Below are 12,214 nucleotides of genomic sequence, written 5' to 3'. Positions count from 1 at the left end.
TCCCTCATCTCCCTTATCTCTCTTGTCTCAATTATTTCCCGGAACAGTCGATGTTGATGGATTAGTGGCTGGTTGAGTTGTAGTTTGAGGCACAAGCAGTATTTGTCTTTGTTGTTGATTACCAGTTGCGCGATTTTGTCTTTCTCTAAATGCTTTAGCCGCATCATCTAATGCTTCGTTCTGCTGATTCACGTCAAATGTCGCATTACCAAAGTTTGCCCGATGAATGAGGTCAAACATATTGAAATTGCCAGAATTGAAATCAATATTATTATTTTGGGTATCATTATTACCGCCTGCATCCACCGTTCCCAGTTGAGCCAAGCTTGGCTGTACTGTCAGCAAGGAAGCGGCGCTCATTCCGACAAAACCTAATAAAAGTCTGGTAACTGGTAAAAATAGTTTTTTCATGGTTTTTGACTCTAAAATTTCTCTAACACTATTTTGAGTTAAAACTGCTGTTAGCAGTAACAGGGCGTTCAGCCCGTACTAAGTAAAAATTTAGCCCTCAGTCGTTTTTTCACAGTTATCAGTTAAATAAGAGGGTTTAAATTACCCACTAATTATTAATAGGTGCTGGTGACTCTTTTAAATCCCCCACCATACACCTGATAACTGTTTACCGTTGACTGTTCACTGTTTTAAGCGAGAGTCCGTCTTAGTTGCGGCTGAATACTCAACAAAGCGATCAAAGCGAAGCTAAACAATATTAACAATGCTCCACCAAAAGTGACATCACCCCAAGGTGCTTGCATGACTACATCGCCTAAACCCCAGTGATTATGAAGATAGAGATAACGAATGGGTTCGATAGCGTAGCTAAGAGGATTAAGAGTAGCTACAACCTGTAACCACTTGGGCATGAAGGATAAGGGAGCAAGAGCGGTACTAGCAAAGAGTAATGGTAAGTTAGTAACAAAGATTACAGCAATTAACTCAATGTGTCCAGGCAGGGCAAAAGCCAATCCTAAAGAAATGGCTGTAACACCTAAAGCCAGTAGAAAGACAATGAGAGCGATCGCACCTAATCCAGCCGCATCTGGTAATCCAGCACCTAGAAACGCCGCCGCGCCAACAATTACGGCTGCTTGCAGTAAGCTTTGGCTGACAATAAAGATTGCGGAAGCGAAGACAATAGAAAACCGTGATGCCAAAGGGGCGACTAATAAACGATTCAAAAAGCCAAACTCACGGTCAAACATGACTGGTAAACCAGCATTTAAGGCTCCCGCAAAAGCGGTAAATACAATCACACCCGCAGCGAGAAATTGCCCGTAATTTGTTGTACTTCCAAATAAACCTTTAGGGGCATTTTGAAATAAAGCGCCGAATAATACCAACCACATTACAGGCTGAACAATACCTGCTAACAAGGTAGAGGGACGACGTTGTAATTGAATAAATAAGCGACGAGTTAAAGCCAGCGTCTCTTGTGCTAGTTCACCAAAAAAATTAGGTGCAGCATCGGCGTAGGCTTGTGGTGATGTCGCTGGTTGCCAATTAATGTCAGTTTTGATGTTAGTCATTAGTCATTAGTCATTAGTTATTAGTCATTAGTTATTAGTCATTAGTTATTAGTCAAAAGGCAGGAGTTAATAATTAATTTCCCCCTCATCTCCCCCCTCTCCCTCATCTCATATTCTGCTTCTTCTCCGCCTTGGGATCGCGATTGGCTACTGCTGCTAATTCCGCATCCAATAGGGTGCGTCCGGTGGCGGCGAGGTAGACATCATCAAGGCTGGGGCGGGATTGGGCGATGCCGAAAATTGGCAAGCTGGCGTTATTTAATGCTTGCTGAATTGTGCTGAGGGCATCATTTTGAGGTGTTACTACTAAGTTGAGGGAATTACCTTGAGCATTATTAATGATGACTTCTTTGACGAAAGGTAATTCTTGCAGTAGGTTTTTAGCTTTTTCTGCTTCTTCTGTAGGGGAAAACTCACGGATGCGTAGGGTGATGCGATCGCCCCCTACTCTATCTTTTAATTCTGAGGGTGTACCAACGGCAATGACTACGCCACGGTCAATGATTGCCACGCGATCGGCTAGTGCGTCAATTTCTTCTAAGTAGTGGCTGGTAATAACAACCGTTGTCCCCGATGCGCGTAACTTACGCAAAAATTCCCACACCACAAAACGGCTTTCTATGTCAAGCCCTACGGTTGGTTCATCCAACACCAACACATCCGGCGCATGAAGCAACCCGGCGGCCAAGTCTAAGCGTTTGCGTAAACCGCCAGAATAGGTTCCTGTTTTTTTATTGGCGTACTCTTGTAAACCAAGTAAATCTAAAACTGTCTCAATTCGCTGTTTGGCTACTGCGCCAGGCAGGTGATACAGTGCTGCTTGTAGTTGCAGTAGTTCTTGTCCTGTCAGTACCTTATCTAAGGCAACTTCTTGAGCAACATAGCCTAGCCGTTGTCTAGCTACTCTGGGGTTATCCAACACAGAAACTCCAGATACCTCGATTTTGCCAGCATCTGGTGTAGTGAGGGTACACAAAGCTCTCAGAGTAGTAGTTTTACCTGCACCATTGGGGCCGAGTAAGCCAAAGATTTCTCCTGGTTCTACCTGAAAGGAAACATCTTTGACGGCTTCAACAGTACCGTAACGCTTTTGGAGATTTTGAATTAAAACGGCGGGAGCCATGACAGCTAAACCCTAAATATACAATTCGCAACAATATACATATATTGTAGTTGAGCGGTGATAGGTCGAGCGATCGCGTAGATACATATCTGGTTATTAGTCATTAGTCATTAGTCATTAGTCCACAGTCCATAATCATTCTCTGTCTTCCCCCTCTGCCTCATCTCCCTCATCCCCCTCATCTCCTATTCCCGATATCTTGCGATCGCTCTAAAATTTAGGGATGAGAATTAAGCCAAAATTACAATGCGCGTTATTGTCCAGCGAGTTAAATCGTCTCAAGTTACTGTCAATGGTGAAATTGTTGGCAAAATTGGTCGAGGATTAAACTTACTTGTAGGTATTGCTGATACAGATACAGATAACGAACTTGATTGGATGGTGCGCAAATGTTTGGAGTTGCGTCTGTTTCCTGATGAAGCAGGTGGAGACAGATGGCAGAAATCTGTGCAGGAAATTGGTGGTGGGTTGTTAGTAGTGAGTCAGTTTACTTTGTATGGAGATTGTCGCAAAGGTCGCCGTCCTTCTTTTGACCGTTCAGCTACTCCCTCACTAGCAGAGGAATTATACAACCGCTTTGTTTTGAAGTTACGCAGTAGTAATTTACAAGTAGAAACAGGCAAATTTGGCGCTATGATGCAGGTGATGATTGAGAATGATGGCCCTGTAACTTTGATATTAGAGCGAGAAGCAGAATAAGTTCTCGGTGCGTTTGTGGTTTGAAAAATTTTTACTACAGAGATGCAGTGAACCAGCGCTGTAGGAGGGCTTCCCTCTCTCCAAGACGCTCCGCAAACCGTAGGCGGCTTTTAGCTTGCTTCTTTGTGGGAGTAGCCGCAATACGGTTCGGTTAAAGGGGAAAGGCGAAGGGGAAAAGGGAAGAAAAAACCTTTAACCCTTGCCCTTTAACCTTTTCCCTAAACCAATTATTAGTTCAAAATGCTTATCCGAACCGTATTGGGAGTAGCCGGAGGGAGACACAGAGGTATTAGTGATACAAATCACGTTTATAAAAGATATAAATCACTGACTAACCGCTATTAATCATCTAGGTTAAATCAAAATAAATTTTACTTAGCACCTCTATAACTTGAAGTTATATTGCGGTATCGGCAGAGTCAAAATTATGCTAGAAAAACTCTTATTAGCTGCTATCATAACCTTTACACTCAGTATATTTACGCGATTGAGTGCGCCTGTTCCTCAAAAAATGGGCTTTGAATTTAAAACTCCAGAAGTTACCAGTTTTACTCAACCTATAAGTATTGTTGAGCAGTGATTTAGGTCGGTCTATACGGAGGGCAAATTGCTCAAGTGGCTCATATCATAAGCTTGCAGATGGAATTTTGTCAGTAATCAGTGCTTGTAAATATTTTCTAGCTACTCATAAAGGTATAAAGAAAAAATTACAACTGATACACCATCACGCTGATTTGGGTACTAGGCAGAAACACTCCAAAATTGACTATGAAAAATCTAATTTTTATCGCAACTACCGTTATAACATCTATTAGTTTTATCAATATTGCCCAAGCGGCAAATCAAGAACATGTTAGACAGCTATTGGCAACAAAACAATGTCAAAACTGTAACTTAAGTGGTGCTGGCTTAGTTATGGCTGACTTGTCTGGAGCGAATTTAAGTGGTGCTAACTTAGCAGGTGCAAATTTAAGCCGGGCAAACTTAAGTGGTGCTGATTTACGGGGTGCAAACTTAAGTGGTGCAGGTTTAGCCGGGGTGAATTTAAGTGAAGCCAAACTCAGTGGCGCAAATTTAGCTGGTGCAGATTTAAGAGGCGCGTTCTTAAGTAATGCCCAATTTACAGGTGCATATTTGCAAGGAACCAACTTTCAGGGTGCAGTAGGTATACCATTACAAGTTGCAACACCAGATGAATTTTATGCTTTAGGTGTAGCTGAAGCGCAAAAAGGCAATCAACAACAAGCCATCTATTATTTTAATCAAGCGATCGCTGCGCAACCAGAATATGCAGGAGCATACTTAGCGCGGGGTATTTCTAAATACCAAATTTTTGACCGTCAAGGCGCAGCGCAAGACGCACAAATCGCCGAAAAACTATTTACAACACAAAATAACGCCAGAGGAATACAAACCTCTCAAGCTTTCATCAAAGAACTACAAACACCATATACAGAAAAACTCAGCACTGGTAAACCCAGTTTCTTCGACTTTGTAGGTAGTTTAGGTTCAGTCTTGCTACAGTTTTTCCCATTTTGAGTGTTGAGTGTTGACTGTTGACTATGGACTAATGACTATGGACTAATGACTAATGACTCTCTCAAACGAACTTTGGACAGCAAACCAAGATTTAGCCCAAGCTTGCTTAGAACATCCTTTTGTTCAAGGTATTGGTGATGGTAGTCTTGAGGAGCGGAAATTTGCTTACTATGTGGGGCAGGATGCTTTTTTCTTAGAGGCTTTTGCCCGTGCTTATAGTATTGCGGCCGCTAAGTCACCAGACTGGGTTGGTTTTACCACGTTTCACTCATTAGCTGGTGGTGTACTTGAGGAACTGCGGCTACACGAAGGCTATGCAGCAAAATGGGGTGTAGATTTGCGTTCTGTCCAACCTGGAGGAGCCACTCGTCGCTATACTGATTTTTTGTTAGCTACTGCTTGGAGTGGGGATGTAGGTTTAACGGCTGCGGCTATGTCTCCCTGTATGCGGTTGTATGCTTTTTTGGGTGAGGAGTTAGCTAAGAATGGTATTCCTCATCATCGGTATGCTGACTGGATTCGTACTTACAGTAGCGCGGATTTTTTACCCTTGGCGCAACAATTAGAAAGTTTGGTAGAAAATTACGCTAGTGCTAATGCCATAACCCATTCAACTTATCGCTACGCTATGTTTTGTGAACAGGAGTTTTTTCAAGCTGCTTATTTGACTTGAGTGACACGCCAACTCAGACGCAAGTTAACCCAGAAGTTCCAAACGGTAGCTATGGCGATCGCAATGAGGTTAGCAATATAGCGGTTGGGAATGAGATAGTTAAACACAATATTTAATATCAAGACATTCAGCACTAAGCCGGCAAGGCAGACAATATTAAATTTTACAAACCGCTTGATCCGTTGCGACCAACCTTGTTGCTGCATAGACACATCGGCAAATGTCCAGGCATCATTCCACAGGAAGTTATTAAAAATTGCTATTTCCGAGGCGATAATTTTACTGCGGGTTAAAGGCCAGCCTAGTGTTGATGGGTCACTGAGTAGGTACAGCAGTGCCATATCTATAAATACTCCACTTAACCCTACCAAGCCAAAACGGACAAATCTACCCAAGGGGAAGCTTTCATTAATTCTTTGTAGTCTACCTGTAGAAATTCGTAAACGAATTAAATGGCGGATGTAGTCTACATACTGCTTCCATGTAACTTTGCTCTCGCCTTCTTGGCGTTCACGAAATACATAGCCTGCTTCCGCAATTTCATCTACTTGACCACGCCCAATTACCTCTAATAAAATCTTGTACCCTACCGGGTTAAAAGTGGCATTGGTAATACATTCACGACGCACCATAAAATAACCACTCATGGGGTCGGAAACTCTACCCAAAACTCTAGGTAGAATCATCAGTCCTAACAATTGCGCCCCGCGAGATAAAAAGCGTCTAATAAAACTCCAGCTACTTACGCCACCCCCATCTACGTGACGGCTGGCTACTGCTAAATCTGCTCCTCTATGGATTTTAGTCAAGAGTTCTTGCAATACATGAGGCGGATGTTGCAAGTCTCCATCAATTACACCTAAGATATTACCTCTTGCTGCTTGCCAACCACGAATTACAGCTGTTGACAGTCCTCTTTCTTGCTGCCGTCGCATTACTTGTAATTGTGGATACTCTGATGTCAAAGACAACGCCACTTCCCATGTGCCATCCGGGCTATCATCATCTACCACGATTAGTTCATAATCGCCTGGGATAAACTCATCAAGTATTTGAGTTAACTTCTCAACAACATTTCTAATATTTCCACTCTCTTTGTAGGTAGGAATGATGAGTGAAAACTGGATAGGCTGATCAGTCGCACCTGAATAACTAGGTGGAAACTCAGGAACTTGTAAATTACCTACGGGTACGGGCAATAATGACTGAGTTTTATTGATACTCATTAGAGTCCAGGTGGTAGAAGATTCTTCTATGAGGTTAACTGTATCTGACTGAGTATACCTAAATAAATGAGCCTTCTTTATGAAATCTTCATACTTTTTGAGTGCTATTAAATACTAGATAGGGCATTTTTTATTGGGCAATATTTGAATATTAATCGCTCAGATATTGATGAAAATTAAGCTCATCCATAAAGCTAAAGAACAGTAAGTGTAATGTTACTCTTTAAATTCTTATACAATTTATGACTCAACTCATTGACAAATTTGTATAAATGTGAAGAAGAACAAACCTTTATATGTAAAATTTTCGCATCTGAACTGCTGATGATCAAATATAGATAAACTTCCGAAAGATGGATACAAATCAAGGCATCATCTGCCTGAAAAAATACAGATAACACGATCGCAACACAAGCGATGAAGGCACGGAAGGAAAAAAGATGTCGGAGAATTTTAGAAGCAAGGTTGTCACACAAGGGGTGCAGCGATCGCCTAATAGAGCTATGCTCCGGGCGGTTGGTTTTCAGGATGCAGATTTTACCAAAGCTATTGTAGGTGTTGCCAATGGCTACAGTACAATTACCCCTTGTAACATGGGGATTAATAGACTAGCCGAAAGAGCCGAAGCAGGTGTAAAACTAGCTGGAGCAATGCCGCAAATATTCGGTACAATTACCATTAGTGATGGCATTTCTATGGGAACGGAAGGGATGAAATATTCCCTAGTTTCCAGAGAGGTAATTGCCGACTCCATTGAAACCGTTTGTAACGGTCAAACGATGGATGGGGTAATTGCTATCGGTGGTTGTGATAAAAATATGCCAGGAGCAATGATTGCGATCGCCCGGCTGAATATCCCGGCTATCTTTGTTTACGGTGGTACTATTAAGCCAGGACACTACAACGGTAGAGATTTAACCGTCGTTAGCTCTTTTGAAGCTGTGGGTGAATACAGCGCTGGCAAAATTAACGACGATGAACTATTAGCAGTCGAACGCCGTGCTTGTCCAGGTGCAGGTTCCTGTGGTGGAATGTATACAGCAAATACTATGTCAAGCGCCTTTGAAGCGATGGGTATGAGCTTACCTTATTCCTCCACAATGTCAGCCGAAGATGATGAAAAAGCAGACAGTACAGAAGAATCAGCCAAAGTATTAGTAGAAGCAATACGCCATCAACTATTACCCAAACAGATTATCACCCGTAAATCCATAGAAAATGCCATCTCTGTGATTATGGCGGTGGGTGGTTCAACTAACGCCGTGTTACATTTTCTGGCGATCGCTCGTGCGGCTGGTGTAGAACTAAATTTAGATGACTTTGAAACTATCCGTGGTCGTGTACCCGTTTTATGTGATCTCAAACCCAGTGGTAGATACGTCGCCACAGACCTGCATCAAGCAGGCGGTATCCCCCAAGTGATGAAGATGTTATTGGTACATGGTTTACTCCACGGCGACTGTATCACCATCACAGGTAAAACCATTGCTGAAGTTTTAGCAGATGTCCCCGATGAACCATCACCTAGCCAAGATGTCATTCGTCCTTGGAATCACCCGATGTATGCTCAAGGTCACTTGGCGATACTCAAGGGTAATTTAGCTACTGAGGGTGCTGTTGCCAAAATTACTGGGGTGAAAAAGCCTGTAATTACTGGCCCGGCGCGAGTGTTTGAATCGGAAGAATCCTGCTTAGATGCGATTCTGGCAGGTAAAATCAAGGCTGGTGATGTGATTGTTATCCGTTACGAAGGCCCTAAAGGTGGCCCCGGTATGCGAGAAATGCTTGCACCGACTTCAGCAATTATTGGTGCAGGTTTAGGGGATGCAGTCGGGTTAATTACTGATGGCCGTTTTTCTGGTGGTACTTACGGGATGGTAGTCGGACACGTTGCGCCGGAGGCGGCGGTTGGGGGTAACATTGCTCTGGTCGAAGAAGATGATAGTATCACCATCGATGCTAATTCTCGTTTGCTACAGTTAAATATCACTGAAGAAGAACTAGCAAGCCGCCGTGCTAAATGGCAACCCCGTCCACCTCGTTATACTAAAGGCATTCTGGCTAAATATGCCAAGTTGGTTGCTTCTAGTAGTGTTGGTGCTGTTACTGATTTAGATTTGTTTAATCAATAATTGAAAGTTTGTAGTGAGTTAGCGCGTTCATGGGGAAACCCTCATGAGCGACTAACTAACCCGGAGGGTAAGGACTTTAGTCCTGCAAAAGACTCAAAACCTTGACTACAAACTTATCTTCATCACTCCAAGCTACTTAAATTTAGTAGGATGGACAGTAAAATGTTTTATGGTATACCCAGTAAATGTAAGCTTAAGTGAAGGATTTTTACAACGCTGGCAAGTAGCCAAGGATTATGTAAATCAAGGTGTTAACTCCTTGACTAACTCAGCACAGCAACTTGAGCAATCTTTACAGCAAACAACTACTACAGCCACAGACAAAGCTGTTGATGCCGTCACAACGACAATAGGACAAAGTTGGCAAACGGCAGAACAGATCAAAAATACAACATCTGGGGCTGTACAAACAGCGATAAATTCTTCTGTAAATGATTGGTTAGTACAGCACCCCATATTTTTACGGTTAGTACAAATACTCAGTTGGGCAAGCAATCACCCAATTATCAGTTTAATTATTTTACTATTTGCGATCGCTCTTATTTGGAGCATTATCAAAGCTATCATCCGCTTGATTGAAACAGCCAGTTTGTCAATTCTACAAGTACCATTAAAACTACTTCAAGGTTTAATCAAATTTAGTGTTTTCTCTTTTAATCAAGTGGGTAACTTAGCAGTACAAAGGTTAAATAAAAATCAGATTTTAGATAAAAAAATAGAAGCTTCTGTTATTTATCTAGATAAGAAACATAGATTAACAGAAATAGCTGCGCGTCTGCAAGCAATTCAACAAGAACAACAAGAGTTATTGCAAGAAGCGTCAATTCTGATGGCAGAAGACACTAATATTATGAATACTTGAAATAAAAACTCTGTGTCTCTATGGTTCACAGTTATTACCACATAGGCACAAGGGCAATTTATGGTGATAATTGAGGAATGATTTCATCTTCTTTACCTGCTAAGAATTGAGCAAATCGTTTTGCTAAAGGTGGTACAAAAACTAGAGGATTACTAAAACCAGAGAAAATATACACGCCTGCTAATTCGGGAATAGCACCAATTATAGGTAAGCTATTGCTACTAAATGCAACTAAACAATGATGCCAACTTCCTGGCAAATTACCCAATGTAGGTAAAACTTGACTGATGCTTTGTCGTAACCAATTTTCACTTTCTTCAGGATTAATTACAGCATAAGGATCTGTTATCACGCGGCTAATTTGTCCTACGCGCAAACTGCCATCTAAAAACTGAACTGCACCCGCATCTAATATTGGTAGTACAGGTTGATTACCCGGTTCATCCCATAATTCATCAACTTTAGTAGAGGCAGTTTCTAGTTGAAATCGTTGCAAATTAGCTGGCATAACTAAAGTATTTAGTCGCCAATCAACAGGAGAAATTTCGATAATTTCTGCATGGGTAAAATAGACTTTGAGAAAAATACCTAGCGATTTTAATAACTGTCGGCTGAGTCCACCTGCACAAATGACTACGTTATCACTGTGAGTAGTTGTTCCATCCCACTCACTAATTTGTAACTCACCACCAGCACGTAAAAAAGCTTGAATGTATGCTTGCGCTGTTTTCTGGGGATGGATATGACCATGTTTGACAGTTAAAGCACCTGCGATCGCTCCTTTATTTATGAGTGGTTCTAATTCACAAGCTTCTGATACACTGAGTAAGCGTGGCGGTACTACACACTGAGCGTATAACCTAGCAGTAGCTTCTGGATCACTATCGGCAGGTATTGTCAGTAATAAATCTAATTCCCGTAACTCAATATCAGTATCTAACTCTTGAGATAAGATATTGTATCGGGCGATCGCTTCCTGGCATAATTGCCGAGTAAGTTCTGTACTACCAGACCAATAAGCTAAACCACCATAACTATAACGGGTAGCATTTTGCACTACAGCGTCTTTTTCTAGTAGAAGTACACTAAAACCCACTTTCACTAATTCGTAGGCGAGTGCAGCACCCGTAATTCCCCCACCCACCACAGTCCAGTCGTAAGTTTTCATCTAATAGGTTGCTTGTAGACGACTTATAAGATATTCTCCCGCAAGCACGGGCGGATAGATAGGTGCTTTTCCTTGTTGACAACTTTTCAGGCAAGCAATTTCTGTATCATTGTTGGGATGGCAGAAAAAAGCAATAGAATAGCGCGACAATGATCCACCCGCCATAGGCGATCGCTCTACTCTATGATCATTGGGAATGATCACGCGATGTTTAGTTGAGCAAAATACATCATTTGTCCACCGTTGCATTAAATCACCAGTATTAACTATGACTGTATCAGGAATTTTTGGTGCGGCAATCCACTGGCCATTTTTTGTCTGAACTTCTAACCCACCTACCTCATCTTGAAACAGTAATGTAATACTGCCATAGTCGCAATGTTCCCCTGCACGTACTTGTCCCTGCTTGGGTAATGTCTGCACGGGAGGATAGTGTAGCAGGCGTAAAGTATGATGATGTTGATTATGTCTAATTGTCAAAAAGTCAACTGGTAATTCTAGAGCTAAAGCCAAAGCTTCTAGTACAGTATTAGCCAGTTCTGTACAAGCTTGATAAAAAGCAATAATTAGTGGTTCTTTGTCTGGAGAAAGAGGTGTAGGAAGTAGCCGGTGCGTTGCGTCGGTTCCCCTCGTTGTAGCAAGTAGCGTTAAGGAGTGAGGAGAGGGGTTACTATTTTCACTATCAACCTGTATGTTAATATTAAAAGCCTCTTTTAAATCACCTGGTTGTTTAGGGTTAAGGCTTTCTCTCTCTATTGCCACATAGCCTAAATTACTAAATTCATCACTCCAAGCTAGTTGCTGTTTCACCTCTATAGGTAAATCGAAGAATTTTTTACTGAAACTAAATACTTGCTCAAGTATTTCTGGCGATATTCCTGTTTGTAAATACATAAAGCCAACTTCATGGCAAGCTTGATATATTTGTTTTACTACATTCTGGTGAGTTTGGATGTCACCATTTTTAAACCCAGCTAAGTTGATTAATGGAATCATCGTTATCTCGACCTTAGAGAATGTTTGAAAAGTAAGTCACACTTATTTTATACATTTATTAAGTATCTCTATTTCTTTTAACAAGATACTTATTTTCAACAATGAAAAAATAAACATTTTTCTTCACACTTTGAGAGTATTTACTCGCAATGTTCTACTTTTATCAAAAATCTTGGCAACACATACGCCCTACCCATATATTTGTATAAGACATTGCGTGAAATAATATTATAATCTTTATTCTTAGTTGTGTATCTTCAATAAAAACGC

Annotated in this window: 12 protein-coding genes; 6 read left to right on the top strand and 6 right to left on the bottom strand. The window is 41.5% G+C overall.

The genetic code is table 11. The annotated features are described in order from the left end of the window. Nucleotides 1-27: 27 nt before the first annotated feature. From NSMS1_RS10665 to NSMS1_RS10655, 3 genes are all read right to left on the bottom strand, one after another. Complete coding sequence (locus NSMS1_RS10665; protein WP_224093046.1) at nucleotides 28-411, bottom strand: hypothetical protein; 384 nt, start codon at nucleotides 409-411, stop codon at nucleotides 28-30. A gap of 230 nt (nucleotides 412-641) precedes the next feature. After that, nucleotides 642-1,526 (bottom strand): ABC transporter permease, encoded by an 885-nt coding sequence (locus tag NSMS1_RS10660; protein WP_224093044.1) that lies wholly within the window; start codon nucleotides 1,524-1,526, stop codon nucleotides 642-644. A gap of 103 nt (nucleotides 1,527-1,629) precedes the next feature. Beyond that, on the bottom strand, nucleotides 1,630-2,649 hold the full coding sequence (locus NSMS1_RS10655; RefSeq protein ID WP_224093043.1) for an ATP-binding cassette domain-containing protein: 1,020 nt from the start codon (nucleotides 2,647-2,649) through the stop codon (nucleotides 1,630-1,632). Nucleotides 2,650-2,895: 246 nt separating this feature from the next. On the opposite strand from NSMS1_RS10655, the gene dtd reads away from it, so the two are divergent. From dtd to NSMS1_RS10635, 4 genes are all read left to right on the top strand, one after another. After that, complete coding sequence (gene dtd / locus NSMS1_RS10650; RefSeq protein ID WP_224093042.1) at nucleotides 2,896-3,348, top strand: D-aminoacyl-tRNA deacylase; 453 nt, start codon at nucleotides 2,896-2,898, stop codon at nucleotides 3,346-3,348. Between the two features lie 427 nt (nucleotides 3,349-3,775). Further along, nucleotides 3,776-3,928: a hypothetical protein gene (locus tag NSMS1_RS10645; RefSeq protein WP_224093041.1), complete on the top strand. Its 153-nt coding sequence runs from the start codon at nucleotides 3,776-3,778 to the stop codon at nucleotides 3,926-3,928. A 188-nt stretch (nucleotides 3,929-4,116) separates the two neighbouring features. Further along, entirely contained in the window at nucleotides 4,117-4,887 is a 771-nt protein-coding gene (locus tag NSMS1_RS10640; protein ID WP_224093040.1) for a pentapeptide repeat-containing protein, read from the top strand. 52 nt (nucleotides 4,888-4,939) lie between these two features. Then, complete coding sequence (locus NSMS1_RS10635) at nucleotides 4,940-5,560, top strand: TenA family protein (protein WP_224093039.1); 621 nt, start codon at nucleotides 4,940-4,942, stop codon at nucleotides 5,558-5,560. Here the strand turns inward: NSMS1_RS10635 and NSMS1_RS10630 are convergent. Then, on the bottom strand, nucleotides 5,548-6,786 hold the full coding sequence (locus NSMS1_RS10630; RefSeq protein ID WP_224093038.1) for a glycosyltransferase: 1,239 nt from the start codon (nucleotides 6,784-6,786) through the stop codon (nucleotides 5,548-5,550). The genes NSMS1_RS10635 and NSMS1_RS10630 overlap by 13 nt on opposite strands. Before the next feature lie 440 nt (nucleotides 6,787-7,226). Here NSMS1_RS10630 and ilvD point away from each other — a divergent pair, with 440 nt between their 5' ends. Both ilvD and NSMS1_RS10620 read left to right on the top strand, forming a co-directional pair. Further along, on the top strand, nucleotides 7,227-8,918 hold the full coding sequence (ilvD, locus tag NSMS1_RS10625) for a dihydroxy-acid dehydratase (RefSeq protein WP_224093037.1): 1,692 nt from the start codon (nucleotides 7,227-7,229) through the stop codon (nucleotides 8,916-8,918). Between the two features lie 169 nt (nucleotides 8,919-9,087). Continuing rightward, nucleotides 9,088-9,780 (top strand): hypothetical protein, encoded by a 693-nt coding sequence (locus NSMS1_RS10620; protein ID WP_224093035.1) that lies wholly within the window; start codon nucleotides 9,088-9,090, stop codon nucleotides 9,778-9,780. Nucleotides 9,781-9,838: 58 nt separating this feature from the next. On the opposite strand, the gene NSMS1_RS10615 is transcribed toward NSMS1_RS10620, so the two are convergent. Both NSMS1_RS10615 and NSMS1_RS10610 read right to left on the bottom strand, forming a co-directional pair. Further along, nucleotides 9,839-10,948, bottom strand: coding sequence for an NAD(P)/FAD-dependent oxidoreductase (locus NSMS1_RS10615; protein ID WP_224093033.1), 1,110 nt, complete (start codon nucleotides 10,946-10,948; stop codon nucleotides 9,839-9,841). Continuing rightward, nucleotides 10,949-11,950, bottom strand: a complete 1,002-nt coding sequence (locus NSMS1_RS10610; protein ID WP_224095193.1) for an isopenicillin N synthase family dioxygenase — start codon at nucleotides 11,948-11,950, stop codon at nucleotides 10,949-10,951. Nucleotides 11,951-12,214 lie beyond the last annotated feature (264 nt).

Source organism: Nostoc sp. MS1 (assembly GCF_019976755.1).
Classification (GTDB): domain Bacteria; phylum Cyanobacteriota; class Cyanobacteriia; order Cyanobacteriales; family Nostocaceae; genus Trichormus.
Note: the sequence above shows the minus strand (reverse complement) of the source record. Positions and strands in the feature narration are given on the sequence as shown.